The following is a 26,351-nucleotide window of genomic DNA, read 5'->3' on the forward strand; positions in this document are numbered from 1 at the left end:
CTTTTGATCTTGATCTTAGGCGCCCCGTTAAACCACGCTGGCCGAACGCAGGTAGTACGGAGCGGGTAAACCGGCAGGACGCCGGTTTAGCCGCGACGGGGCAGGGACGCCCCGTCGCGGCGGCCCGCGGAGTAATACCGGAGCTGAGGGCACACCGAGCCCAAGCGAGGTGCCGAGTGGTGGGGCAAGAGCGTTTTGCTTACTTTTGCGCTTTTCAAAAGTGAGCCGCTGTAAGAGCGGAACCCATAGCAGCCGTTACCCAAAAAACGGATATACACGCAAATCACCTTCCACGAGGAAGCACAAAGGGGACCCGAGGGTCCCCTTTAATTTGTCGTTGCGTGCTCTTTTTTTATTATTGAGGGGCGGTCTGTTGTTGTTTTTGGCAACCGTGGCCCTTTACCGCTGTTTTTGGCGACCCCCATCCGGGGTCAAGAGCAAACGTATTTTTTTGAGCGCTGATCTGCTTCTTCGCACGCGATCCAACCAGTGGGTAGCTACCTTGAGGTAGTTTTTTGTTCTTCTCTATCCGGTTGCGGGTTTCGGCTAGCCGTACCCTGCGAAGCACATCTTCTCCAAAAAAATCTGTTAGCTGCGTCTCTGCCGTGTTGTTTTTGTTATGTCAGAGTCGTTACGTCTTATTTTTATTAGGTTTGGTGCTTTTTATTCTTGTTATGCAATAGAGATAGCAGAAGCCGTGCCAACTTTATAAAGTCCTTTAAAATCAATGATTTGATTTTTGAGTAGGAAAATTCTTTCAGGAAATGCGACAAAATATGTTCCCGTGTTACCCGATGTGTAGCCGCGAGGTAACACATCGTCACAAGCGGGCTACTCAACCGGTGTTACGCGCCTTGGCCACACGTGAACCGGTGGGACGGCCCAGTACCGTGCAGATCTGTTGGCCCGCCAGAATCAGCTTGTCCATGTCGATACCGGTCTCGATGCCCAGGCCATTGAGCAGGTACAGCACGTCTTCGGTGGCGACGTTACCGCTGGCGCCCTTGGCATAGGGGCAGCCGCCAAGGCCGGCAATAGAGCTGTCGAACACCTGGATGCCTTCCAAGAGGCTGGCGTAGATATTCGCGATGGCCTGGCCATAGGTGTCATGGAAGTGCCCGGCCAGCTTGTCCCGAGGCACTTCGGCGCCGACCACCTCGAACATCCGTCGTGTGGCGCCCGCAGTACCGGTGCCGATGGTGTCGCCCAGGGAAACTTCATAGCAGCCCATGGCAAACAGCTCGCGCGCGACTGACGCGACCTGTTCTGCAGCGACCTGGCCTTCATAGGGGCAACCCAACACACACGACACATAACCCCGCACGCTCACCCCATGCTGCCTGGCCGCGTCCATGATCGGCACGAAGCGCTCCAGGCTTTCGCTGATGGAGCAGTTGATATTGCGCTGTGAAAACGCCTCGGAGGCAGCCGCAAACACCGCGACTTCCTTCACGCCTGCAGCCAGGGCATCTTCAAACCCCCGCAGGTTCGGCGCCAACGCGCCATAGGTCACACCCGGCTTGCGCTGGATCTGCGCAAACACCTCGGCAGAACCGGCCATTTGCGGCACCCATTTGGGCGACACAAAGCTGCCGACTTCGATGTAGCCCAGGCCGGCGGCGCTCAGGGCGTCCACCAGGTGCACCTTGTCGGCGACGCTGATGGGTTGTGCTTCATTCTGCAGGCCGTCGCGCGGACCGACTTCCACCAGGCGCACGTGAGAGGGGAGGGACATGGCAGCTACCTTTTATAAATGGCCAACCTGGCTCTGAAGGGTCTGTTCCAGCGCCTGGGTGCAGCGCTCTTCGGCGGTGTCGAGTTCCAGTTTCATCTGTTCGATGTCCAGCAACTGTTGCTCCAGCTGCTCGCGGCGTTCGGCGATTTTCGCCAGCATGCTGTGCAGCTGTTTCTGGTTGCCGCTGGTGGGGTCGTAGAGTTCGATCAGCTCCCGGCACTCGGCCAGGGAGAAACCGATGCGCTTGCCCCGCAGGATCAGCTTCAGGCTGACCTTGTCCCGGGGCGAATAAATGCGCTCCTGGCCCCGGCGTTCCGGGGACAGCAGGCCTTGTTCTTCATAGAAACGAATGGCGCGGGTGGTGATGTCGAGCTCGCGGGCGAGATCGGAGATGCTGTAGGTCGTGCTCATGGGGGCGCTCAAGGAGTGTCTTGAGGGCTAAGCTAATGGGTGGTTGACGTTAACGTCAAGCACATTGCCCACTGCAGGAGCGAGCTTGCTCGCGAAAAACGCTAACGTTAACGCAGGCTGTCTGGTTCAACGCGGCGTTCTCAGGTTTTTCGCGAGCAAGCTCGCTCCTACAGTTTGTCCAGCTTCTTCTCATGGGCCGTCACTTGCTGGCACAACTCGATCATCTGCTCGCGCATCCAGCGGTTGGCCGGGTCCTGGTCGGTGCTTTCGTGCCAGTACAGGTGGGTTTCCACCATCGGCACATCGTTCACCGGCAGGTTGAACCAGTGCAGTTCATGACGCCTTGCAAAGCGCTCCGGCACGGTCATCACCATGTCGGTCTGCTGCAGCACTTGCGAGGCCATCAAATAATGTTGGGAACGCAGGGCGATCTTGCGTTGCAGGCCCATCTTGCCCAGCGCCAGGTCGACATGGCCCAGGCCGTTGCGCCGGCTGGAGATATGAATGTGGGTCAGGGACAGGTAATCATCCAGGGTCAGCTTTTCCTTGCCCGCCATCGGGTGGCCCTTGCGCATGGCACACACATAGCGGTCTTCCATCAGCTTGACGTGGCGCACTTGCGGGTCGGTGTTGAGCGGCGCATCAACGGCAAAGTCCAGGCGACCGGCCGCCAGCTCCTTGGTGGTTTCCCGGCGCTTGGACAGAAAACTCTCGATCACCACCGTCGGCGCCAGGCGGCGCAGGCGCTGGAACAGCGGCGGCAGGATTACTGCTTCGGTGAGGTCGGTCATGCTGATGCGGTAGGTCTTGGCGGCCTGTTGCGGGTTGAAAATCCGGCTTTCCTGCACCGACACCCGCAGCAGCGACAGCGCATTGCGCACCGGGCCGATGATGTTCTGGGCCATGGGCGTGGGCACCATGCCTTGGGCGGTACGCACGAACAGCGGGTCGTTGAAGGTTTCCCGCAGGCGGGCCAGAGCGTTCGACACGGCCGGCTGGGTAATTCCGACAATCTGCCCGGCGCGGGTCAGGTTGGCTTCGGTGTAGATCGCGTCAAAGACGATGAAAAGGTTGAGGTCGACCTTGCTCAGATTCATTTCGCTGCGCTCTTATTGTTAGGTGTCCATACGCCGATCATATATCGGTGATGAATGTTAATACACGCCGAGAATAGGCTAGGTAAATTATCAACGCTGTTCTAGCATCGATTCATGACCTCAACAACCTCCATTGAGAAGGTGCTGCCCATGGATTTCGCCTATTCGCCCAAGGTTCAGGAACTGCGTGAACGTGTCACCGCGTTCATGGACGCTTACGTTTACCCGGCCGAGCCGGTGTTTGAGCGCCAAGTCAGCGAAGGAGACCGCTGGCAGCCCACCGCAATCATGGAAGAGTTGAAGCTCAAGGCCAAAGCCGAAGGCCTGTGGAACCTGTTCCTGCCGGAATCCGAACTGGGCGCCGGTTTGACCAACCTCGAATACGCGCCACTCGCCGAAATCATGGGCCGCTCCTTGCTGGGGCCGGAGCCGTTCAACTGCTCGGCACCCGACACCGGCAACATGGAAGTGCTGGTGCGCTACGCCAATGAAGAACAGAAGCAACGCTGGCTCGAACCGCTGCTGCGGGGCGAGATCCGCTCGGCGTTTGCCATGACCGAGCCGGACGTGGCTTCCTCCGACGCCACCAACATGGCCGCCCGTGCGGTACGCGATGGCGACGAATGGGTGATCAATGGCAAAAAATGGTGGACCTCGGGCGCCTGCGACCCGCGCTGCAAGATCCTGATCTTCATGGGCCTGAGCAACCCGGATGCGCCGCGCCACCAGCAGCACTCGATGATCCTGGTACCGGTGGATGCGCCCGGCGTGAAGATCCTGCGCCCGCTGCCGGTGTTCGGCTACGACGACGCCCCTCATGGCCACGCCGAAGTGCTGTTTGAAAACGTCCGCGTGCCGTACGAAAACGTCCTGCTGGGTGAAGGCCGTGGCTTTGAAATCGCCCAGGGGCGCCTTGGCCCGGGCCGTATCCACCACTGCATGCGCTCCATCGGCATGGCCGAGCGTGCGCTGGAATTGATGTGCAAACGTTCCGTCAGCCGTACCGCCTTCGGCAAACCGCTGGCACGCCTGGGGGGCAATATCGACAAGATCGCCGACTCGCGGATGGAAATCGACATGGCGCGCCTGCTGACCTTGAAAGCCGCCTACATGATGGACACCGTGGGCAACAAGGTCGCGAAAAGCGAAATCGCCCAGATCAAGGTGGTGGCGCCGAACGTGGCGTTGAAGGTGATCGACCGCGCGATCCAGATCCACGGTGGTGCCGGTGTTTCCAATGATTTCCCGCTGGCCTACATGTACGCCATGCAGCGCACCCTGCGCCTGGCCGACGGCCCGGACGAAGTGCACCGGGCGGCGATCGGCAAGTTCGAGATCGGCAAGTATGTGCCGCGGGAGATGATGCGCAGCGGGCAGTAAGACCGAGGTGTCTTCATCGCAGGCAAGCCAGCTCCCACAGGTGAATGCAGTCAACTGTGGGAGCCGGGCTTGCCCGCGATGAGGCCAGTCCGGGCAATAAAGATCTCTAAGTCCTCAGTAAACCCAAACCTCCACCCGCCGGTTCTTGATCCTTCCCTCATCCGCCGTATTCGCCGCCACCGGCATCTCGGCGCCAAACCCGCGGATATCCCTCAGCACCACGCCGCTTTTCACCAACTCCCGCCGCACCGCCATCGCCCGCAGCTTCGACAATAGCGCCGCCCGCTGCGCATCATTCTTGGCATCCCCAAACCCCACCAGCGTTACCTGCTTGTCCAGCTTGCCGTGGCTCTTTATATAAGCCACCACCCGCATCAGGTCCTGACGCGCCTTGTTGTCGAGGCTGGCGCTGCCTTCCTCAAACCGGAAGTTCACGGTCAGCCGCTGCGCCTGCCGGGCAATCGCCTGGTAATCCGCCGGCATCGGCGCGCGGGGCTCCACCGCCATGGCCTGCACCTGCTGCGCGATAAAGCCGTTGGCGGCCACGATCGCCTGGCCCTTGCTGCTTTGGGCAAAGTCCACCAACGCCTTGGCCCACGGGTTCTGCCCGGCGGGTGGCAGATAGAAGAACAACCGGCGCGACAGCGGGTAATCCTCGGTGGCGATCAGGCTGTTCAATGGCAGCATGGGCTGCGAGTCGCCATCGACTATGGCGACCGCCTTGGCCAGGCGCACATAGGGCAAGCCGATAAAGCCGATGCCCTGAGGATCGTGGCTGACCGCATCCGACAATTGCTCGCTGGACTCGAACCGCTTGGCGCTGCCATCCAGCGACTTGCCGCGCCGGCTGAGCACCAGCTCCTTGAACGTATCGTAGGTGCCCGACTGATCATCCCGCGCATACAAGTGAATCTTGCCGCCGATACCGCCGATCTGTTCCCACGTGGCGACCTCGCCGCTGAAAATCTGCGCCAGTTGCTCAGTGTTCAGGGTATTGAGCGGGTTGCGCGGGTTGAGGATGATCGCCAGGCCATCAATGGCGATGACTTGCTCGGCGTCGGGGCTTTTCAGGTCGCCGAGGGATTCCAGGTCTACCAGCTCGCTGTCTTTTATCGGCCGGGAGGACGCGGCGAGGTCGGCACTGGCTTTTTTCAGCGCGGCAAACCCGGTGCTGGAGCCATGGGCGGCCACGTCTATCGTCACGCTTTGGCCCTGGCGGGTCTTGCCGACGATGTGCTGTTCGTTGTCTCGGTCAGACGGCTCGCTGTGCACGCCTTGCAAACCCTGTTGCTCCATCAGTCCCTTGACCAGCGCTGGGCCCAGTGCCGCGCCAATGGTGTTGGAACCCTGGATGCGCAAGGCCGGGCCGTTTTCGGGAAAGGGCAATGGGGCGGAAGACGCGGCGAGGGGGAATGCGCTGAGCAGGGCCAGCAGGGATAGAACGCGCAGCATCATGCCGGCACCTTCTCGAGCCAAAGGGAGTGCCGCGAGATTAAGTCAGGCAGGTTGCATAAATATGACGAGGGCCGGTTTGCCGGCCCTCTATGCTAAATCAGCTCAATTCCAGCCAGATCGGCGCATGATCGGAGGGTTTTTCCATGCCGCGCAGATCGTAGTCTACGCCGGCATCCTTCACCCGAGGCAGCAAGCCTTGAGAGGCCATGATCACGTCGATCCGCAGCCCGCGCTTGGGCTCGTCTTCAAAACCACGGCTGCGGTAATCGAACCAGCTGAAGCGGTCTGCCACGTCCGGGTTAAGGTGACGGAAGCTGTCCACCAGGCCCCAGTTCTTCAAGCGCGCCATCCACTCGCGCTCTTCCGGCAGGAAGCTGCACTTGCCGGTCTTCAGCCAGCGCTTGGCGTTGTCGGCACCGATGCCGATGTCGCAGTCTTGCGGGGAAATATTCACGTCGCCCATCACCACCACGGCCTGGTCATTGCTGAACTGCGACTCCAGCAAGGTTTGCAGGTCTTCGTAGAAGCGTTGCTTGGCGGGGAACTTGGTGGGGTGGTCGCGGCTTTCGCCCTGTGGGAAATAGCCGTTCATGATGGTAATCGGGTTGCCGTTGGCATCGGCGAAGGTGCCCCAGATAAACCGGCGCTGGGCGTCTTCTTCGTCGCTGGCAAAGCCTTTATGCAGCGCCAGCGGTTCCTGGCGCGAGAGCAGGGCAACACCGTAGTGGCCTTTCTGCCCGTGGTAATACACGTGATAGCCCAGGGCCTTGATCTCATCCAGCGGGAACTGGTCGTCGTGGACCTTGGTTTCCTGCAGGCCGATCACGTCCGGCTGGTGTTTCTCGATCAGTGCCGCCAGCTGATGAGGGCGGGCGCGCAGCCCGTTGATATTGAAAGACACGATTTTCATGGTCGGCAGTCCAGTCTGGCAAAAGGGCGATGCTAGCCGACAAGTCGGACGGGGGCCAGCCTTGTAGCAGCTGCCGAGGCACGAGGCTGCGTTGGGCTGCGAAGCGGCCCTCGATGGCTACACTGAACGAACCAGTGCCGCAGACGTTCGTAATAACAAGAGCGCAACCTTTTTGAGTCAGCGCCCAGGGGAGATTCACTGTTATGCCTGACACCTCGACTGCCATCGCCCAGATCCACATGCTCGACAGCGGCTATTCCCGCGAAGCCCGCTCCCTGTTGTACCAGGCCTATCGCCATGAGCCGACGTTCGCCTACATCTTCGAAGCCGAACGTCCCGGCTACGAACAGCGGGTGCGCGCCACCGTGCGTGAACTGGTCAAGCAACACTTCTTCCAGAACCTTCCGGCCATTGGCCTGCTGGTCAACGACCGGCTGATCGGCATCGCCCTGATCGCGCCACCCACGCGGCGCCTGGGCATTACCGAAAGCTGGGCCTGGCAATTGCGCATGTGGCTGAGTACTGGCGTGCGCGGCACCCGGCGCTATCTGGAATACCATCAGGCGGTGCTGGCGTGCCTGCCTTCGGACTCGGTGCATGTACTGCCGCTGCTGGGGATTCACCCGCAATTCCAGGGCAAGCACTACGGTGAACAGTTGCTGGAAGCGGTACATAACTGGTGCGCCGAAGACCCGCATTCCTCCGGCGTGGTGTTGGACACTGGGAATTCTCGCTACCTGGAGTTCTATAAACGTCAGGGCTATGAAGAGATCGGCGAGGTGGCTGTAGGACCCGTCTTGGAACACGTGTTCTTTCACGCAAATCCGCAGGTGTTACAGGCTGCAACGCTTTAAGACAGAATTGTTCAGACAAATCAGGGTTCTAAGACGCTCCCAAGCTCGTGTAGCATCCCGGCCTATGAAGTTTCCAGGAAGATTTACCAGCGGCTTGATCCTGCTGTTCACGAGCTGCGGCGCCTTGGCGCAAAGCGAATTGGATGTGCGCATCAAACCTTCAAACGACGCGTTGAAAGCCAACATCGAAGGCTACATCGGCGGGGTCGGCGATCGTGACGAAGAAGCCTTGCAACGGTTCAGCCGTGGCGCCGAGGAGCAGGCCCGCAAGGCCGCCCAGGCGCTGGGCTTCTATCAGCCGCAGATTGCCAGCGATGTGAAGGGCGGCAAGAACCCGCGCCTGATCCTCACCATCGACCCCGGCGAACCGGTGCATTTGCGTAACGTGACCATTCGGGTCGATGGCCAGGCCGCCGACCTCAAAGGCTTTCGCGTGCCCAGCAACGACCAACTCAAACCCGGCGCCGTGCTCAACCACGGCAACTACGAAGACGCCAAGCGCGTTATCCAGAACCAGGCGTCACGCTACGGCTTTTTCAGCGGGCGCTTTACCAGTCAGAAACTCTCGGTGGACCCCAAGGCGGGCGTGGCCGATATCGAACTCATTTATGACAGCGGCCCGCGCTACACCCTGGGCAAGGTCAGCTTTGCCGGCGACACGCCGTTTGATGAAGACCTGCTGCAACGCATGGTGCCGTTCAAGAGCGGCGCGCCCTACGACTCCGAGCTGATCGCCGAACTCAACCAGAACCTGCAAGGCAGCGGCTTTTTTGAGGGCGTGCGCGTGGACGCCGCCCCGGCCGCGTCCACCAACGACGTAATCCCGGTAGCCGTGCAACTGGAAACCCGCAAGCCTCGTACCATGGGCCTGGGCCTGGGTTATTCGACCGACGTCGGCCCCCGTGGCAAGGCCAACTGGACGCGCCACTGGGTCAACCCCCAGGGCCACAGTTATGGCTGGGAAGCCGAGCTGTCGGCACCCCGGCAGAACGTCGGGCTGTGGTACGACATTCCCCTGGACCCGCCGCTGACCGACAAACTGCGCTTTGCCGGCGGCTATCAGAATGAAGAAATCGCCAACACCGACACCTTGAGTAAATTGCTGACCCTCGGCCCCGAGTGGCACAGCAAGTTGCCCAGCGGCTGGACGCGGGTGATTTCGCTCAAGTATCAGCGCGAAGAATATCGCCTGGGCAATGACTCCGGTCTCAGTAACCTTGTGATGCCGGGGGTCAGCTACTCCTACCTGCGCAGTGATAACCGCATCGACCCGCACAATGGCTATCGCCTGCTGTTCGACGCCAAGGTCGCCAAGGAAGGACTGGGTTCCGACACCAACCTGCTTTACGGCACGGCGACCATCAAGGGCTTGACCACCCTGTGGGACAACCACCGCTTCCTGGCCCGGGCGCAGTTTGGCGGCAGCGCCACCAACGGCTACAAATCCGTACCGCCGTCGTTGCGGTTTTTTGCCGGTGGCGACCAGAGCGTGCGCGGTTACGAATACCAGACCCTGTCCCCGGAAAACGACCGTGGCGACCGCATCGGTGGCCGCTACATGGTGGCCCTGAGCGCCGAGTATCAATATTCCATCGCCGAAAAATGGCGGATCGCGACCTTTATCGACCAAGGCAACTCGTTCAACACCCTGGAAATGCCGAGCCTGAAAACCGGTGTGGGTGTGGGCGTGCGCTGGGTGTCGCCGGTCGGTCCGATCCGCCTCGACCTGGCCCATGCCCTCGAAGATCCGGGCGGCATTCGTTTGCACTTTTCCATGGGGCCTGAGCTGTGATGCGTGGTTTGAAAATAGCGGGGCTGGCCGTGCTGGCGGTTCTCGCGGTGATAGTGCTGGCGCTGTGGACGGTGCTGGGTACCCAAGTCGGCAGCCGTTGGGTGCTGGGCCAGGTGCCGGGTTTGGCCGTGGAGAATTTCCAGGGTCGCCTGGGCGGCCAGTGGAGTGCCGACCATCTGTTATGGCAACAAGACGGCAGCCGCGTGGAGCTGCAGGCACCGAAGTTCGACTGGTCGCCCGCGTGCCTGATGCGCATGACGTTGTGCATCAACCAGTTGGATGTGGAACAGGTGAGCCTGCAATTTGCGCCCAGTACCGAAGAAAGCAGCGGCCCGATTACCCTGCCGGACCTGAAATTGCCGCTCGCCATCCAGTTGGGCGATATCCGCGTTGGCAGCCTGCTGTTCAACGGCAGCGAAGAACTCCAGGGCCTGCAACTGGCGGCGCACTGGACGGCCGCCGGGATGCAGATCGACTCGGTGCACCTGCAACGAGACGGCCTGGTACTCGACCTGTCCGGCCAACTGCAACCAACCGGCAATTGGCCACTGACCGCCGCCGGTAACCTGAGCCTGCCGTACGCCCCGGGCGGCGCGCCGTGGACGCTGGCGCTCAAGGTCGATGGCGATCTGCTCAAGACCCTCAAGCTCGACGCCGACAGCAGCGGCTACCTGCCGGCCAAACTCAGCGGCGAGTTGCAACCGCTGGTGGAAAACCTTCCGGCGCAGTTGCACATCACCGCCGATGGCTTCAAACCCAGTGCCGATCTGCCCGATACCCTGCAGCTCAATCAACTGGACCTGACGGCCAAGGGCGACCTGAGCAACGGTTACCAACTGCTGGGCAAAGCCGTACTGCCGGCGGAAAAAGGCCCGGTGGATTTGCTGCTGCAAGGCAAGGTCGACGCCAAGGGTGCGCAGATCGCCGGGCTGGATTTGAATGCCGGCGACCAACAAAGCCTCAAGCTCAGCGCCAACCTGGACTGGCAGCAAGGCTTCAGCGCCGACGCGAAAATCGACTGGCTGGATTTCCCCTGGCATCGCCTGTACCCGGTCATCGACGAACCCCAGGTCGCCTTGCGTACCTTCAATGGCGAAGTTTCCTATAAGAACGGCAACTACCTGGGCAACTTCAAGGCCGACCTCGACGGCCCGGCGGGCAAGTTCAGCCTGGCCAGCCCGTTCAGCGGCGACCTCAAGCAAGTGTTCCTCCCCGAGCTGAAACTCGCCGCCGGCCAAGGCAAGGCCGAAGGCCACCTGAACCTGCAATTTGCCGACGGCATCGCCTGGGATACCGCGCTGGACCTGTCGGCGATCAACCCGGCGTATTGGGTCGCGGAATTGCCCGGCACCCTCGCGGGCCCGTTGCGCAGCAAGGGTGAGATGAAGAACGAGCAGCTCAAGCTCAACGCCGACCTCGACCTCAAGGGCCGCCTGCGGGGCCAGCCCGCCGTACTCCAGGCCAAGGCCGAAGGCGCAGGCGAGCAGTGGACCCTCGGCGCCCTCGACATTCGCCTCGGCGACAACCGCATCTATGGCAGCGGCAGCCTGCAACAGCGCCTCGCCGGGCAGATCGACATCAAGCTGACGCGCCTCGCCCAGCTCTGGCCGCAGCTGCGCGGGCAGATGAATGGTCGCCTCGACGTCGCCGGCACCCTGAAAGCGCCGCAAGGCAAGCTCAACCTGGTTGGCCAGCAACTGGCGTTTGAGGATAACCGCCTGCAAAACCTGACCCTGGACGCGAACCTGGATAATGCCCAACGCGCCAAAATCGACCTGAAGGGCAGCGGCATCCAGGCCGGTGAAACCCAGGTCGGCACCTTCACCGCCAGTGCCCAGGGCGATATCAAAAACCAAAAGGTCCAGCTCGACCTGGCCGGCCCGCTGCTCAAGCTGGCCCTGGCCCTGGACGGCAACCTCGACAAAGGCAACTGGCGCGGGCGCCTGGCCAGCGGTGATGTGCAAGCGGGTGGCCAGGACTGGAAGCTGCAAGCCCCGGCGAAAATCGAGCGCATGGCCGATGGCAAGCTGACCTTTGCCGCCCATTGCTGGGTGTCCGGCGCGGCGAGCCTGTGCGGCGAAGACCAGCGCCTGATGCCCGAGCCCAAGCTGCGTTACCACCTCAAGCAGTTCCCCATCGACAGCCTGGCGGCCTTTTTGCCGAAAGACTTCGCCTGGCAGGGCAAGCTCAATGCCGACGTACAACTCGACCTGCCGGCCAGCGGCCCCAAAGGCGTGGTCTCGGTGGACGCCAGCGGCGGCACCCTGCGGGTCAAGGACAAGGACCAGTGGCTGGATTTCCCCTACGACACCTTGAAGCTGGAAACCACCCTCAACCCCAAACGCATCGACACCCAGCTCAACTTCCGCGGCGGCAAGCTGGGCGAATTGCTGTTGCAGGCGCAGATCAATCCGCTGCCGAAGAACAAACCGATCACCGGCACCTTCACCCTGACCGGCCTCGACCTCGCCGTGGCGCGGCCGTTTGTACCGATGGTCGAGAAGCTCAACGGCAAGCTCAACGGCAACGGGCGCATCGGCGGCGGCCTGCTGGCGCCTCAGGTCAACGGCAGCATCAACCTGGTGGGCGGCGAAATCTCCGGTCCGCAACTGCCCACCAGCTTCGAAGGCCTGAATATCCAGGCGCTGATTGCCGGCGAAAGCGTGCAGCTCAATGGTGGCTGGCGCAGCGGCAAGGCCGGGCAGGGCTCTATCAAGGGCCAGATCGACTGGGGCCAGGCACTGGCGGTGGACATTGCACTGCAAGGCACGCAACTGCCGGTCACCGTGGAGCCCTACGCGGCCCTGGAAGTGGCGCCCGACCTGAAAATCAGCATGAAAAACGACAAGCTGGCGATTTCCGGCAAGGTGCAGATCCCCACGGGCGAGATCACCGTGCGCGAACTGCCGCCATCGACGGTCAAGGTCTCGGATGACACGGTGATCGTCGGCAGCCAGACCGAAGAGGGCAAGCCGCCGATGGCCATGGCGATGGACATCGATGTGGAGGTGGGCAAGGACAAGCTGAGCTTCGCCGGCTTCGGCCTCACCGCCAACCTTCAAGGCCACGTACACATCGGCGACAACATGGACACCCGTGGCGAACTCTGGCTCAACGACGGCCGCTACCGCGCCTACGGCCAGCGCCTGACCGTGCGCCGTGCGCGGTTGCTGTTCGCCGGGCCGATCGACCAGCCGTACCTCGACATCGAAGCCATCCGCCAGACCGACGACGTAACCGCCGGTATCCGCCTGAGCGGCAGCGCCGAGCAGCCCACCACGCAGATCTTCTCGGAACCGGCCATGAGCCAGGAGCAGGCGCTGTCCTACCTGGTACTGGGCCGCCCCCTCAGCACCACCGGTGAAGACAACAACATGCTGGCCCAGGCGGCGCTGGGCCTTGGGTTGATGGGCAGCGCCGGGGTGACGTCGGACATTGCCAAGAACCTGGGCATCCAGGACTTTGAGCTGGACACCCAGGGCAGCGGCAACAACACCGCCGTGGTGGCCAGCGGCAAGATCTCGGAGAAGCTCAGCCTGCGTTATGGCGTGGGGGTGTTCGAGCCGGCCAACACCATTGCCTTGCGGTATTTGCTGAGCAAGAAGGTGTACCTGGAAGTGGCCAGCGGTGTGGCCAGCTCTCTGGATATTTTCTACAAGCGGGATTTCTAAGGGCGGCACACGAGCGTCACGCGCTCATAGTTCAGCGTCTTATTGCGTTCCGGCAATGCATAAGGCGCCTCGCACCGCTGGTCCTGCCAGGTGATGACGAGTGTGCCGGTATCGGCTTCAACCAACGCCAGCGCCTTGCCGTTGGGGTCGGCAATCGCAAGCTGCTTGCCGGCACTGTCCTCAAGCGCTGCGCCAAACGGGATGGGCCGCTGCTGGGCGTCGAACAAGGCGAACTGCACGCGTCGCCCGGTCTTGCTGGCATAGCGCGCCAACACCACCGCACCCCGTCGTGGCACCACTTGCCGGGTGGCGTTATCGATCTCGATATCGGCGCCCAGGTCACGGGTGTCCAGGCTGATCCAGTTCACCCGGTAGGGTTGCGCATTGGGTACCACCGCATAGCCGTTGCTGCCGGTTTTGGCGCCGGAGTAACTGCTGATTTTCACCCCGGTTGCTCCTTCCACCTGTGCCAGGGCAAACGTCTCGCCTACGGTTTGCCCCAGGTTGATTCCGCCGGCATGGCCCACCACCGACCCGGCCAGGTTGAGATTCTGCGAGTTGTACCCGCGACCCTGGCTGTAGCCGGCACTGATGTCCATCACGGAGGTGCGGGTGCTGAGGTTGACCGAGCCGCTGTTGCCGCCGGTACTGCTGTTGCCGCCTTGCACCGAATAAAAGGTGTCGCTGTTTTCGGTCACGTAGCCATTGACGCCCACTTGAGTGGTGTCGTTGCCTTTCTGCGTGCTGGTGGAAACAAACGCCCTCGGTGCACGGGGCTTTGACCCCAGCGGGAAGGACAGCGACAGGCTGGCCAGGGTGTCGTTGTTCGACGGCCCGGTGTTGCCGATGTCCCTGGAGTAAGTGGCCCCGAAGTTGTAGCTCACCTCACCCCAATAGTTGCTGTAACCCGCCGACACGCTTTGCGAACCGCCGCGACCCCAGTAGCGCTGGTCGTTGGCGTTCACATAGAGGCTGCCGTATTGCTGGTTGTGACCGATGCTCTGGGTGATGGTCAGGTCGGTGCGGGTTTTCGCATTGCCCGTGGTTTTTTGTCCTTTGCTGCTCAGTTCTTCGACGTGGTCGCTGAGGGTGCGATAGCCCTCGGTTGAATAGCGATAGGCCGCCAGCGTGAAGTTGGTGTCGGTGCCGGTAAATGTCTTGGCATACAGCGCGCGCAGGCTGTTGCCCTTGACGGCCTGGCCGAAGGTACGGCTGACCGAATGGGTCATGTCCAGCGACACTGCACCGATGGGCGTGTTGCGGCCGGCTCCCACGGACAGCGCCTGGAAATTTTCCGAGGCCTGCACACCGACGATGCCGGACACGCTACTGCTGATGCCATAGGCCACGGTGCTGCTGAAAAACTGTGGGGTCTGCTGGTCGTCGCTGTTGCTGTTGTACTGGCCGGCTGAAACGCTGTACTTGAGTTGACCCTCGCGGACCATGATCGGCAGGCTGGAAAACGCCTGCACGGTGACCCGGCGCTGCCCGTCGGCTTCGATCACCGTCACTTCAAGGTCGCCGTTGGAACCGCCGGGGTAGATGTCGCTGATCTCGAACGGGCCGGGCGGCACGTTGGCGGTGTAGAGGATGTAGTTGTTCTGGCGGATTTCCACAGTCGCGCTGGACTGCGCAATCCCGCGAACAATCGGCGCGTAGCCGCGTTCGCTGTCGGCGCGCATGCCGTCGTCGGAGGCCAGTTTGAGACCGCGATAGCGCACGCTGTCGAACAGGTCGGCGTCGGAAAAAATGTCCCCGGCGCTGAACTGGCCCTTCCACGCGGTCACGTCATGTTGCAGGTAGCTGCGATTGCTCTTGAACGTGCTGGGCTGGCCAGTGCTGGTGTTGAAGTTCGACTCGTTACGCAACCGCCAGCCGCCCAGGTTGATGCCGTTGCGCAGGCCGACATAGTTGGACAGGGTGTTCTCACCTTGGTTGCTGTTGCGGTTGCTGCTCAGCTGGTAGTTGATAAACGTGGCAGGCACGCCGTCGTCCCACAAGGCCGGGTCGACATAGCCACGCCGGCCGCGCTCCATGGCGCTTTGCGGCACGCTGACCAGCAGGCGCAGGCGCGGCACGTCGTAACGCACGCTGGCGTGCTCGATCAATGCGGGCAGGTCGAGGCAGGCATTCGGGTCTGTTTCGGCAAGTTTTCCGGTGGCATGCAGCTTGGCGACGTCGATGCCCAACTGCTGCAGGGTCTCCAGGGGCAGGCAGGCCTCAATCTTGCCGTTGCCGGGATTGCGGTGGAAGTCGATGTCCCGGCGGCCGACCAGGATGTCGTTGCCGTACAGGTCAACCCGGTAGCTGCCGGGCAGTACGCTGCTAGTGGCGAGCAGTGATTGAACATCGATTGAGGACGCCGCACCTTGCAGAAACGATGTGTTGAATTGTGCTTCTTGCTCGGCCATGCACGCTGAACTGAAGAGCAGGGCAGCCGATATTGGCGCCCATCCATCGGGTTTGAATACAAACATGCAGGAACCCTATATCACCCCCGATACGAACTAACGGAGCGAAGATAAATACAGTGAAAGTTTGATCGCTGAATAACAGACTTATTAATCGGGGTCTTTAACCAGACTGGCCTGTGAGTCGGCGGAGTTGAAAAGTCGTGCGGAATAACTGTCGCGCGCGCCGTAGTCATTAATGTTTCTGAACAACAAGTGCGGCGTATGATTGTGGGTGACGTGTTTGAGGCTGAACTCTTTTTGTTCGCCGGGTGCAATCATCATTGAATCAAACGGATGTTCATTGTATGCGCCGGACTGCAGGGTGATTTCGGCTATCGACACGTGATACAGGCCTTGGTTGGTCACGACAAGAACGCTTTTTCCACCGCGCTCGGCCAGCCGCCATGACAGCTGGGTCGGTGCCAGGTAGGCGTTGTTTTTAAGACCTGCCGGTCGGAAGAACACCTTGATGCGCTGGCGCACCGCCAACTGCAAGGTATTCGGGTTTTTCGATGCCTGGGGGATTTCCTGCACATTGAGCCACACCACCGACTCTCGATCAGTCGGCATGCCCGTGCCTTCGTAGATCACCCGCAACAGTTGCTGTTCGTCGCGGTTGACCCGTACCAGTGGCGGGGTCACGGCGAAGGGTACAGAGGTGGCGTCGCTGGCATCGGTGTCGAGCCAGGACTGGATCAGCACGTCTTCGCCGCTGTTGCGCACCGTGATACCGGCTTCCTTGTGTGTGCCGTCGAATACCAGGCGTGTGCTGCTCAAGGAAATGCCGGCCACGGCTTGGTTGACCGCAATCAGGCTCAGAAGGCCCAGGCAGAAGGACAATGAGTGACGATAAAACATGATGGCTACCGCGCAAAATGAATGAGAGTGCAGGGCCGACAGGCCCCGCACGATGCTCGGGTTATTCGTATTGCAGGGTGAACGGCAGGGTGGCGTCGCCGCGACCGGCCACGACCGTTGATACGTCTGTGGCAGTGGTGACATACACTGCGGAAAACCTTAACGATGCGTTCCCGCCTTGCAGGGGGCTTTCGATCAACGCCGTGGTCGGCGAGCTCAGGTCGATCAATGCGCCATTACTGTCGAGCAGGGCAATGCCCACGTTTTTGGCCGTGCCTACGCCGTCGATCAGCTTGAGCACCTTGGTGCCTGCCACAATGCCTGTGCCCGCGCCCTTGGTAGGGTCGAAGATCATGGCCACTTTGGCGCCGGCATTGCAGTTGATCTTCATATCGAAGTTTTGCGAAGTCACTGTGCCATTGCTTTTAGGCGCGGTGGCCGTGCCCATTTCCTTGACCGCCACGTTTCCCATATCCACGGAAATGTTTTTATTCGCTCCGCCGGCGCTTGCGGTACAGGCATCGACGTTGATAGAACCGGTAAAGTTAAGCGTGCCGCCGCCAGCCAGCGTAGGCGCCGCCATGACGTTACCGGCCGCGACGAAAATAGACAGGGCCAGCAGTGCCCGGTGGAAGGTTTTCATGTGACTTATACCGTTGTTGGGGGTTGAAACAACACGATATAGCAGCGCACATTAGTTAGGAATCAGACGATCCTTAGAAGTTGCTTCTAGTTGAATAAGTTGCGTTCGATGCAATAAGCTAATAAGTCCTGGTCACTGCCAACTTCCAGTTTGCGCATGGCCGATACTTTCTGAGTGCTGATGGTCTTGGCGCTTCGATTCAACCCGCGCGCAATCTCGTTGACACTTTGGCCTGAGACAAACAAACGCAAAATTTCATGTTCCTTGGGGGATAGCCGAGTAAATCGTTCATCCAGATCCGCTGAGGACTCCATCACCGACGTCGACTGCGGTCCGGTGCTGCGAATCGGATTGCCCCGGGCAATTGCTTTGAGTGCGGTCTGAATTTCGTCATGCAGCTGGTTTTTCTGGATGACGGCGAGCACGCCGAGTTCATGCAGGCGTGTGAGGATCAAAGGGTTCGAGATCATCGTCAGCACCAGCACACGTACGTCGGGAAAGTGCCGTGTGAGGTACTCCACCAGCTTCAGTCCGTCACCGTAAGGTGAGTCGCCCGGCATATTGAAGTCGGTGATCACCAGGTCTACCGACGTGGATTCCAGCAGTCCGATCAGTTCGTCGGAGCAAACGGCCTCTCCCACCACGCGAAAGCGTTCGTCGCGCTCGATCAGCTCTCGCACCCCCACCAGTACGATGGGGTGATCATCGGCAATAACAACGTTGAGGGTATCCATGAGGGGGCTTTTCCAGTGTGAAATTATTCGAGGGCATCGAGTAACGCAGTCAGCCGCGCCAGGTTTTGTCGTACTTCCAACGTCAGGGCGGCAGTGAGGGCCATGCCGGTCAAGCGGCATTCCAGCTCGATAAAGGCTGTGGCCATCTCGCCAGCCTGCACCGCACCCAAGGCACCGGCGATGCTGTGCAGGTGTTGCGCCACCCGGTTGGCGTCGGCGCCGTCCAGCGCTGCCAGTGTGGTGTGGACATCCTGGCGCAAGGTCGTGACAAACAGCTCGCGCATTTTGGGGGACAGCTGCAAGGGCACGTCAACTACGGGAGGGAAAGCGATGTTGCAATGCTTTTCCAACTGCGCACGCAAGGTGGCGAGGTCCAGCGGCTTGACCAGCCACGCACTCATGCCGGCGGCGAGACAGCGTTCGCCTTCTTCGCGAAGGGCGTTGGCCGTTATGCCAATGATCGGCAGGGTTTTGTCCTGTTGGCGCAGAGCCTGGGCGAGTTGGTAGCCGTTCATGACGGGCATGTTTACGTCGGTCAGTATCAGGTCGAAACGCCCCGGTGCCCACTGCATCAGCGCCTGTTCGCCATTGGTGGCTACCACCGCCGAGCAACCCAGGGCCTCCAGTTGCTCCTGGATGATTGCGCCATTGATGACATTGTCTTCTGCCACCAGCACTTGCAGATTCAGGTTGCAGGGGCGTTCAACGCTTGAAGGAAGGCTGTTGGCGCTATCACCGTGTTGTGCCAGGTAAACCGCCCAGGCAATGGCGCGTACATCGTCAGCGTCGACCGCCCAGTCGGTGCCGTCCAACTGTGCAGGGTTGAACCCGCCGGGTGTGGCGATGATGCGTGGGCCGGACCAGTTCGGATTGTTGGCGAGTGGCGATAGATCCACCAACAACGCCGAGGGCGGTGTGTCTGCCGTGACAGGGCGGCTGTCGAGGCCGAGGCGGTTGAGCCAGCCGATAATGTGTTGTGCCTGTTCGGCGACGTGCACTCGTACGTACACAGCAGGTGCATCGGGGGGGAATACGGGGCAGTGGGTCAAGTTTCCAGGCGCAGGTTCCAGGGGCAACTCCAGGGTAAAGCTGCTGCCCAGCCCGGGTTCACTGACCACCTGCAAATGGCCGTGCATCAACTCGCACAGCCATTTGCAAATGGCCAGGCCCAGACCCGCGCCGGTCTGGCGCGTGGTGTCTTGGACCTGGTAGAACGGGTCGAATAATTGCGGTTGCTGCGCCAGGGGAATGCCCACGCCCGAATCGCTGATTTGCCACTGAACGCGAGCGTCTTCCAACACCCGAACTCGCAGTACCACGCGGCCGTTATCGGTGAACTTGATCGCGTTGCTCAGCAGGTTGTTGAGGATCTGGCGGATTCGCTGCGGGTCACCGCGCAGCCGGTCTGGCAGCGTTGCGTCAATGCAGGCATACAGCTGCAAACCCTTGGCCCGGGCAAAAGCGCTGTAGGTGCGCAGGGTGTCTTCGGTCAGCGTCAGTGGGCAAAAATCCTGGAGTTCGAGGGTCATTTGTCCGGCCTCGATCTTCGACACATCCAGCACATCGCTGATCAACTGGAACAAGATGGCGGACGAACGTTGGATGGTCTTCAGATAATCCTGCTGGCGAGGTGCGAGGGCGGTCAGACCCAGCAATTCCAGGGTGCCCAGCACGCCATACAGCGGGGTGCGAATCTCATGGCTCATGGTGGCGAGGAAGCGGCTCTTGGCCTGGTTTGCCGCATCGGCCGCCTGGCGCGCTTCGTCCAGCGCCGCGGCGTCTTCGATGTGCCGGGTCATATCATGCAGGGCACATAGCCAGGCATCCTGGCCCTGATAGCGGGTGGGCACGAAGGCGACATGCAGGTGGCGCCCGTCGATATCGATCTCGGCTTGCCCGGGCTCGGTGTGCGAGGTCAGCAGGCTCTTTAACGGGCCGGTATCGCCGGGCCACTGCTGGGCACGCTGGTTTTGCAGGAGAACGCGATGGTCGCTGCGGCGCATCACGTACAGGCCGATCGGGGCGGTGTCGATCACTGCACGGCTGAATGCCTCGCTTTCGGCGATGCTGGCGTGGGCACTTTGGGCAGGGAGGATCACCCTGGCGGTGTACCAGCGATTGATGGCTCGACTGCAGCCGAGTATCGCCAGTGCCAGGACCACCACGCAGAGCAAGGGCCACAACGCATAGTTGAGGAAACTGCGCAGGCTGATGACGTAGATGGCCGTCCAGTGCTGCTCGCCGGTGCTGGTCAACTTGAACACCAGGCCGTCGCGATTGAAATTCACCCCTTCATTCAATACCTGACCGGGATTGAGGGCACCGATCAATACCTCGCCTTCGGGGGTGACCAGGGTGAAATCATCGTAAATCGACCACTGCATCAGCCGCTCGATGTTATTGATCTGGGACAGGTTCAGCAGCGAGGCCACTACCACCCATGTGTTCGAGCCTTCGATAGTCACCGCCGTTCCTGCCAGATTGATATCGACGTAGGCCAGCAAGGCAGGGGTGGTCTGATCAGTCGGATAGGGCTCCCAATGCACCCGATGATCCGATTTAGAGCTGTTCTGCAGGCGCAGGCGCTCGTCCACCTGGGTCATTACCCTGGCCAACGTACTTACCTGCATCTGCCCCGCACCGCGCAATCGCCCGGTGGCGGGCACGGTTACGTCAAAGATATCGGGGCCATTGAGCAGGATCATCTGCGGCGATTGATAGTGCGACGCCGCCCAGAACGCGCTGTAGTAAGCGGCCAGGTAGGTACCCAGTGCGAACACCTTTGGGTATTGGTCGGCCGCGATTTTGTCCGGATTGATCTTCAAGCTGTACGGCAACGAAAACGGCAGGCCTCGCCCCTGATAGATATTGGGCCCTTCTGCGGGCAGCGGTTTTTGCATATAGGGCGGCAACACCGCCAAGGGGGTTAGCTCACCCTTGGCACTTTCCAGCGAGATATCCCGCAGGAACACTTCCTGCTCGTGGATATTTTCCATTAGCCGGGCGAAGTGGAATTGCAACGTATCACGCTGTTCATCAAGCATGCGTTGTACGCCCAGGTAGCTGATGCCCAGCAACAGCAGCACCAGAGCGCCGAGTACCAGCAAGCCTCTGTTCAGGCGCAATGAGCTGCTGGCGAGTTTTTCCAGGAGGGCGTTGGGGTGTTGCATCACAGCGCCAGGGTGGCGGTAATGGGACGGACTTTGTGCACGATGACCCCTGAAGTGAGTGAAGTTCGCCCGCCGCCCCCGTGCAGCTCAATAAGTGAGCGCCGGCCCGTCATGGGCCAACAATTGCTGGAACTGATCGGGGGACACGGCGTGGGAGATCAGGAAACCCTGGACCTGAGTGCAGTCGATCTTACGCAACAGTGCAAGTTCTTGCGCGGTTTCCACGCCTTCAGCCACCACGATCAGGCCCAATTGGCGGCCCAGGCTGACAATACTGGCCAGCGCCTGGGCCAGTTCCTCGTTGGTATTGCAACCTTGCACCAGAGCTCGATCGATCTTCAGTTCGGTGAAGGGCGCCGACACCAGGTTCATGTATGAGCTGTAGCCTTTGCCGAAATCGTCCTGGGAGAGGCCAAACCCCTTGATCCGCAAGCGGCAGGCGCCGGCGTAGAAATTACTGATGTCATCGGGCACCGAGCATTCCATCAGCTCAAAGCAGATGCGCGCGGGTAAGCCTTGATGCTCCAGCACGAAGGCGAGTATGCGGTCGGGCAGGTCGTGGCTGTTGAGCAGGTGAGTGGGCAGGTTGATCGACACAGGGATGTCATAGCCCTGTTGACGCCATGCGGCCTGGGCAATGATGGCCTGTTCAAGCATATGCCACAGCAAGTGCTCTTCAAGGTTAAAGCTGATCAACACCGGGAGGAACACGCCAGGGAGCAGCATGCCGTGCTCGGGGTGGAGCCACCGTACCAGCGCTTCGGCGGCGACTATTCTGCCGTTGCTCAAGGCTTTCTTGGGTTGAAACCATGCTTGCATCTCTCCGTTGTTGAACGCGTTCAGCAGGCTGTGGCGATCGATACCAGGCCGGGTCTCGACCGGTTCGGTGTTGTGCAGGGCTTGCAGTTGATCGATCAGGCAACGCAGGGCAACTGCGTTCACCGGTTTGGAGATCAGCCCGATGACTTTCACCTGTAGGTTGCTCGCCACCAGGCTGGCGCCCATCAGCATACGGCGCGAGGCGGAACTCATGATCGCCAGCGCGGGCCGTGAGCGTTGGGCGGCCAGCCCCTGGATAAATTGCACACCGTCCATTCCCGGCATCAGCAGGTCGGTCAGCACCAGGTCGAAGTCACGTCGCTTCAGGCATGCCAATGCTTCTTCGCCGTCCCTGGCGCACTCCACGTCAAAGTCACCCAACTGGTTGAACAGGGTCTGCAAGTACAGGTGCTGGAAGGGGTGGTCTTCGACAATCAAAATGCTACAGGGCTTCATGAGCGACTCGTTCGTAGGGAGCCAGGAGTGTGAACAAGGCTCGCAGCGTAAAAGGTTTGACCAGGCAGTGATTCATCCCGGCAGCCAGGCACAACGCGTCTTCGCCGCGTAGGGCGTTGGCGGTGGCGCCGATAATCGGGGTCCTGCAGCCCAGGCTCCGGAGGGCTTCGGCCAGTTCGTAGCCGTTGAGCCTGGGCATGTTGACGTCGGTGAGGACCATGTCGAAGGCAGCGTTTTTCCAGTGTGACAGCGCTTCTTCGCCATCGCTGGCCAACGCCACCGTGCAGCCGAGCTCTTCGAGTTGGTCGCGCAGGATCAGTTGGTTGATGACGTTGTCTTCAGCCACCAGAATATGCAGGTGCAAAGGGCGCAGGTCATAAGGCTCTCGGTGCTCTTCAAGCTCAGAGAACCGGCCGCCTTGGGCGTGGCGAACGGCCTGCAAGATCGCTTTCAAATCATTCAGGTTAACCGTCCAGTCGTTGGCGCTGAACTGCGCCTCGTAGGCACTTTCACAGCTGGCAATTACCCGTGGCCCTGGCGATTGCTGGAAGTGGCCAGGTTCGATGGGCGCCGGGTGCAGTTCGAGCAGCACACCCGCCGCACTCAGCTCTTTACACGCCGGGGCGCCGATCTTCGGCTTGGCACCCCAGCGGCGCAGCCAGCCACTCATGTTCTCAGCCAGTTCTCGAACGGGCGAGACGATATACACGGTGTTGGCTGCCAACTCCGGCAGGGCCGCAGGCAATCCGCTACGGGACAGTTGTTCCAACGGTATGACCAGGGAAAAACTGCTGCCCAGACCGGGCTCGCTGACCATGCGCAGGGTCCCGTTCATTAAATGGGTCAGGCGCAGGCAGATGGGCAAGCCCAGGCCGGTACCGGCAACCACATTGGTATTGCCCTCGGTCTGGTAGAACGGTTCGAAAATAAACGCCTGGTCGTCATGGGCAATACCCTTTCCGGTATCCGAGACTTGCCACTGCAGGCACACACGTTCGCCTTCGCGGCTGAGCAATTTGACCCGCAACACCACGCGCCCCGAGTCAGTGAACTTGACGGCGTTACTCAGCAGGTTATTGAGGATCTGCCGCACACGGCTCACATCGCCCACCAAGTGGTCGGGCAAGTCCGGGTCAAGGCAGGCGTAGAGCTGCACGCCTTTGCTTTGCGCTGCCGCGGCATAGCCCTGTACCACTTCCTGCACCAAGTCCAGCACGCAAAACTCACTCAGCTCGAGGGCCAGTTGCCCGGCCTCGATCTTCGACACATCCAGCACGTCACAAATCAATTGCAGCAGGGTGGCGGACGAGCCTTCGATGGTGCGCAGGTAGCTTTTTTGCTGGGCATCCAAACGGGTACGGGCGAGCAGTTCCAGGGTGCCAAGCACGCCATAAAGCGGGGTGCGGATCTCGTGACTCATGGTTGCGAGGAACAAGGTCTTGGCTTCGTTGGCCGCATCGGCCGACTGGCGCGCTTGTTCCAGTGCCGCTTCGATCTGGGTACGCGCACTGATATCGCTGAACGCGCACAGCAGCACGTCTTCACCTTTGTAGCGGGTGGGGGCGCAGCTCAGGTAAAGGTGGCGGCCGTCGGCGGTCTCGAAATAGTCCGTGAGGCAGGGCCCTGTGGCGGCGAACGCATCGCGAATCCAGCCGGGGCCCAGTTGTTCACCGCATTGGCCAAGCCATTGGCGGGCGAGGGTGTTTTCCAGCACCACCTGGCCATCAGTGCGACGTAGCACACACAGTGCCACCGGGGCTGTCTGAATCACGTCGCGGCTGAACAGTTCGCTTTCCACCAAGGCCTGGATGCGATGGATGGCCGGCGTGATGAAGCGGTGCTCCAAACGCCGCGTCAGCAGGCACACCAGGCTGATACTCAGCAGGGAGAACAGCAGCGCACCGAGCATTTGCGGCCATAATGCCCACAGGACAGCAGGCAAGTCGATGGAGTAGGTGAGCTGCCAGTCCGATGACTTCAGTTGTTTGCGCAGCACCAATTGTTCCGGTAGCCAGCCGGCGCCTACAAACCCGAAGAAGTCCTGCTGCCGCAGCAGCGGCAGGTGCTGCCCAGGCGGTGGTGTGTGGCTGTTAGTGAAGAGCGCCATACCTTGGCCGTTGAACATCGTGAACTCGCCGGCACTGTGGTCGCTCAGGGCACTGGAAACTTCACGATCATCCATCTCCAGGCCGAGCCAGCCGGAGCTCACGTCACGTTCGTCCAGGCGAATAAAAATGTACAGCTGCGAGTGCCCGTCTGACGCATGGGTCAGCCATAGCTCTTGCAACGTTTTAGAGTGTTTGAGCGCTTCGAGTTGATCCAGCATGGTTTGGGGCAAGTCTGCGGGCACGTTTGTCGCGTTATACAACCGCCATACATGCGACTCGTTGCTCACATACAGCAGGTTGAGTTGCTTGGCTTTCAAATAGTCGCGCATGCGCTGGGTCAGCCAGATACTCCATTGTTTGCCCGGCGTTTGCCCCAGCAGCAGGCGGATTTCCTCGTCGGAGACCGGCACATTCAATTTGGCTTTGCGAGTGGCCGACAGGCTCAGGCTTTCCAGCAATGCCTCACGCGTGGTGAAAAAGGTATGTGCCTCGGCAATGGCGCTGCTCATATAGCTGCGCCGCTGAGAGATTTCATTGTTGAACGTAAACAGCAGGAAGCTGTAGACGCCGCCCAGGATGCCCACCTGCAGCACCAGTGCAAAAATGCGCAGCAAGCGTCGTGCGGCGTGGGGTGTGGAAAGCACCGGACTGATCTGATGGAGGTAGTTCTTTAGTTTCATTCCGGCACTTTAGTGGCCGCCGGATGCAGGTAAAATCAGACGATCCTTAAAGTTTCATGTGTTCTACACCCGCGTTGCCGTGGGTCAAGACCGGACGTTGATGTGCGCGTTGATCACGATATGTTCCGAGAAAAAGACCTCACGCTATCGGTAATAGACATTCAAAATAGCGCCCGCATTAAAAGCACCGGGTGTGGGTGATGCAGTCATCCATATCAGTCGAGCAACGAAGGCTCGGGAGTTTTTCATTGAGAGCGTTTCGGGTATCAATAAAAACTCTTTTTTAAACTCGATGGGCTGTTGATTGTCACTGTTGATGATTTTTATGCCGACCGAGTTATTGTCGTCGGGGATTAGAGTGCTCTTGTCTGAAGACAGTGTCGACGTCAGGGGTTCCAGTTTGGCGTTCAGGCCGTAGACAGCGTTACAAGTACGATCTTCGTTGATGGTGAACGGAACCTGTTTTATCGTGGCGCCATCTTTGGCGTTATAAGGTTCTATAGGACCAAAGTCGATGGCACTTGGAGTAATGCTGATTTTGGGTTGGCAGGGTAAATACCTGAACTTCATTCCTCTGGCGGTGACGTTGTAAGTTTCGTTGCTGGGTCGGGTCCCTCCCTTCCCATCAAGTTGGAAGGCTAAAAAAGCACTTACATTAGCCGCAGGCCCGTCTTTAGGCACACCAGGATCCGATTTCTTAGCGAAGAAAATTGAGTATGTCAGGGTCTTTTGCACTGTTTGCGAACCGCAGACTGTTCCAATAGGGCAACCACTTATTGACCAACCGGTATCCACTTTGGCGTTGGTGGAAGAAAAATAGTCGTTGCCCTGAAATGTGACGCCCGTCTCAATGTCTGGTCCCAGGTCGATATTCTTCGCATAGAGAAATACGTTTTCGGTTGGCGATCCTTGTACGTCTACCCAGCACTCGAGATCAACATTTTGTACGGGTTGGCGCCAGAGTATTGTTTTCGCAGCCACTGAGTTTGGGATAGTGATGGTCTCAGTAATCGTGAGGGTGTCTTTTATCACTTTTGAATTGGCGGTTCTGCAAATCATGGCATAGCCGTCAGGGAGGCCTGTCAAAAATAAGCAGCCCATTAAAGTCAGTTTTTTGATAGTCAT

17 protein-coding genes are annotated in these 26,351 nt (G+C 60.1%); 4 read left to right on the top strand and 13 right to left on the bottom strand.

The window, feature by feature from the left end:
• Nucleotides 1-835: 835 nt before the first annotated feature.
• The 3 genes from HX875_RS30595 to HX875_RS30605 all read right to left on the bottom strand — a co-directional run bounded on the left by HX875_RS30595 (nt 836) and on the right by HX875_RS30605 (nt 3,243).
• Nucleotides 836-1,735 carry a hydroxymethylglutaryl-CoA lyase gene (locus HX875_RS30595; RefSeq protein WP_177048529.1) on the bottom strand — a complete coding sequence of 300 codons (900 nt, stop codon included), beginning with the start codon at nt 1,733-1,735 and terminating at the stop codon, nt 836-838.
• A 12-nt stretch (nt 1,736-1,747) separates the two neighbouring features.
• Nucleotides 1,748-2,146 carry a MerR family transcriptional regulator gene (locus HX875_RS30600; RefSeq protein ID WP_177048531.1) on the bottom strand — a complete coding sequence of 133 codons (399 nt, stop codon included), beginning with the start codon at nt 2,144-2,146 and terminating at the stop codon, nt 1,748-1,750.
• 167 nt (nt 2,147-2,313) lie between these two features.
• Nucleotides 2,314-3,243, bottom strand: a complete 930-nt coding sequence (locus tag HX875_RS30605; protein WP_177048533.1) for a LysR family transcriptional regulator — start codon at nt 3,241-3,243, stop codon at nt 2,314-2,316.
• A gap of 150 nt (nt 3,244-3,393) precedes the next feature.
• On the opposite strand from HX875_RS30605, the gene HX875_RS30610 reads away from it, so the two are divergent.
• Nucleotides 3,394-4,623, top strand: a complete 1,230-nt coding sequence (locus HX875_RS30610) for an acyl-CoA dehydrogenase (protein ID WP_177048535.1) — start codon at nt 3,394-3,396, stop codon at nt 4,621-4,623.
• 114 nt (nt 4,624-4,737) lie between these two features.
• Here HX875_RS30610 and HX875_RS30615 read toward each other — a convergent pair whose 3' ends face one another.
• Together HX875_RS30615 and xthA are read right to left on the bottom strand one after the other, a co-directional pair.
• Nucleotides 4,738-6,078 carry a substrate-binding domain-containing protein gene (locus HX875_RS30615; RefSeq protein ID WP_177048537.1) on the bottom strand — a complete coding sequence of 447 codons (1,341 nt, stop codon included), beginning with the start codon at nt 6,076-6,078 and terminating at the stop codon, nt 4,738-4,740.
• A gap of 97 nt (nt 6,079-6,175) precedes the next feature.
• On the bottom strand, nt 6,176-6,988 hold the full coding sequence (gene xthA, locus HX875_RS30620; protein ID WP_177048539.1) for an exodeoxyribonuclease III: 813 nt from the start codon (nt 6,986-6,988) through the stop codon (nt 6,176-6,178).
• A 203-nt stretch (nt 6,989-7,191) separates the two neighbouring features.
• On the opposite strand from xthA, the gene HX875_RS30625 reads away from it, so the two are divergent.
• The 3 genes from HX875_RS30625 to HX875_RS30635 all read left to right on the top strand — a co-directional run bounded on the left by HX875_RS30625 (nt 7,192) and on the right by HX875_RS30635 (nt 13,305).
• Nucleotides 7,192-7,842, top strand: coding sequence for a GNAT family N-acetyltransferase (locus HX875_RS30625; protein ID WP_177048541.1), 651 nt, complete (start codon nt 7,192-7,194; stop codon nt 7,840-7,842).
• 64 nt (nt 7,843-7,906) lie between these two features.
• Nucleotides 7,907-9,634 (top strand): autotransporter assembly complex protein TamA, encoded by a 1,728-nt coding sequence (locus HX875_RS30630; RefSeq protein ID WP_177048543.1) that lies wholly within the window; start codon nt 7,907-7,909, stop codon nt 9,632-9,634.
• Nucleotides 9,634-13,305, top strand: coding sequence for a translocation/assembly module TamB domain-containing protein (locus tag HX875_RS30635; RefSeq protein WP_177048544.1), 3,672 nt, complete (start codon nt 9,634-9,636; stop codon nt 13,303-13,305). Before HX875_RS30630 ends, HX875_RS30635 begins: the two co-directional genes overlap by 1 nt.
• Here HX875_RS30635 and HX875_RS30640 read toward each other — a convergent pair.
• From HX875_RS30640 to HX875_RS30675, 8 genes are all read right to left on the bottom strand, one after another.
• Nucleotides 13,302-15,782, bottom strand: a complete 2,481-nt coding sequence (locus HX875_RS30640; RefSeq protein ID WP_177048546.1) for a fimbria/pilus outer membrane usher protein — start codon at nt 15,780-15,782, stop codon at nt 13,302-13,304. The genes HX875_RS30635 and HX875_RS30640 overlap by 4 nt on opposite strands.
• Nucleotides 15,783-15,866: 84 nt before the next feature.
• Nucleotides 15,867-16,616, bottom strand: coding sequence for a fimbrial biogenesis chaperone (locus HX875_RS30645; protein ID WP_177048549.1), 750 nt, complete (start codon nt 16,614-16,616; stop codon nt 15,867-15,869).
• A gap of 61 nt (nt 16,617-16,677) precedes the next feature.
• Nucleotides 16,678-17,259, bottom strand: a complete 582-nt coding sequence (locus HX875_RS30650) for a fimbrial protein (RefSeq protein ID WP_177048551.1) — start codon at nt 17,257-17,259, stop codon at nt 16,678-16,680.
• An 86-nt stretch (nt 17,260-17,345) separates the two neighbouring features.
• Nucleotides 17,346-17,993, bottom strand: coding sequence for a response regulator (locus HX875_RS30655; RefSeq protein WP_177048553.1), 648 nt, complete (start codon nt 17,991-17,993; stop codon nt 17,346-17,348).
• A gap of 23 nt (nt 17,994-18,016) precedes the next feature.
• Nucleotides 18,017-21,163: a hybrid sensor histidine kinase/response regulator gene (locus HX875_RS30660; protein WP_177048555.1), complete on the bottom strand. Its 3,147-nt coding sequence runs from the start codon at nt 21,161-21,163 to the stop codon at nt 18,017-18,019.
• An 87-nt stretch (nt 21,164-21,250) separates the two neighbouring features.
• On the bottom strand, nt 21,251-22,438 hold the full coding sequence (locus HX875_RS30665; protein ID WP_177048557.1) for an EAL domain-containing response regulator: 1,188 nt from the start codon (nt 22,436-22,438) through the stop codon (nt 21,251-21,253).
• Nucleotides 22,425-25,226, bottom strand: a complete 2,802-nt coding sequence (locus HX875_RS30670; RefSeq protein WP_177048559.1) for an ATP-binding protein — start codon at nt 25,224-25,226, stop codon at nt 22,425-22,427. The genes HX875_RS30665 and HX875_RS30670 overlap by 14 nt, the downstream gene beginning before the upstream one ends.
• 144 nt (nt 25,227-25,370) lie before the next feature.
• A complete protein-coding gene (locus tag HX875_RS30675; RefSeq protein ID WP_177048561.1) occupies nt 25,371-26,351 on the bottom strand; it encodes a fimbrial protein in 981 nt (326 codons plus the stop codon).

This window comes from Pseudomonas yamanorum, assembly GCF_013386765.1.
GTDB classification, from domain to species: domain Bacteria; phylum Pseudomonadota; class Gammaproteobacteria; order Pseudomonadales; family Pseudomonadaceae; genus Aquipseudomonas; species Aquipseudomonas yamanorum_A.

Coding starts and splice junctions, on each gene's coding strand:
- HX875_RS30670 (WP_177048559.1), bottom strand. CDS start 25,226: ATGAAACTAAAGAACTACCTCCATCAGATCAGTCCGGTGCTTTCCACA.
- HX875_RS30655 (WP_177048553.1), bottom strand. CDS start 17,993: ATGGATACCCTCAACGTTGTTATTGCCGATGATCACCCCATCGTACTG.
- HX875_RS30600 (WP_177048531.1), bottom strand. CDS start 2,146: ATGAGCACGACCTACAGCATCTCCGATCTCGCCCGCGAGCTCGACATC.
- HX875_RS30660 (WP_177048555.1), bottom strand. CDS start 21,163: ATGCAACACCCCAACGCCCTCCTGGAAAAACTCGCCAGCAGCTCATTG.
- xthA (WP_177048539.1), bottom strand. CDS start 6,988: ATGAAAATCGTGTCTTTCAATATCAACGGGCTGCGCGCCCGCCCTCAT.
- HX875_RS30635 (WP_177048544.1), top strand. CDS start 9,634: ATGCGTGGTTTGAAAATAGCGGGGCTGGCCGTGCTGGCGGTTCTCGCG.
- HX875_RS30625 (WP_177048541.1), top strand. CDS start 7,192: ATGCCTGACACCTCGACTGCCATCGCCCAGATCCACATGCTCGACAGC.
- HX875_RS30665 (WP_177048557.1), bottom strand. CDS start 22,438: ATGAAGCCCTGTAGCATTTTGATTGTCGAAGACCACCCCTTCCAGCAC.
- HX875_RS30630 (WP_177048543.1), top strand. CDS start 7,907: ATGAAGTTTCCAGGAAGATTTACCAGCGGCTTGATCCTGCTGTTCACG.
- HX875_RS30675 (WP_177048561.1), bottom strand. CDS start 26,351: ATGACTATCAAAAAACTGACTTTAATGGGCTGCTTATTTTTGACAGGC.
- HX875_RS30595 (WP_177048529.1), bottom strand. CDS start 1,735: ATGTCCCTCCCCTCTCACGTGCGCCTGGTGGAAGTCGGTCCGCGCGAC.
- HX875_RS30640 (WP_177048546.1), bottom strand. CDS start 15,782: ATGTTTGTATTCAAACCCGATGGATGGGCGCCAATATCGGCTGCCCTG.
- HX875_RS30650 (WP_177048551.1), bottom strand. CDS start 17,259: ATGAAAACCTTCCACCGGGCACTGCTGGCCCTGTCTATTTTCGTCGCG.
- HX875_RS30605 (WP_177048533.1), bottom strand. CDS start 3,243: ATGAATCTGAGCAAGGTCGACCTCAACCTTTTCATCGTCTTTGACGCG.
- HX875_RS30645 (WP_177048549.1), bottom strand. CDS start 16,616: ATGTTTTATCGTCACTCATTGTCCTTCTGCCTGGGCCTTCTGAGCCTG.
- HX875_RS30615 (WP_177048537.1), bottom strand. CDS start 6,078: ATGATGCTGCGCGTTCTATCCCTGCTGGCCCTGCTCAGCGCATTCCCC.
- HX875_RS30610 (WP_177048535.1), top strand. CDS start 3,394: ATGGATTTCGCCTATTCGCCCAAGGTTCAGGAACTGCGTGAACGTGTC.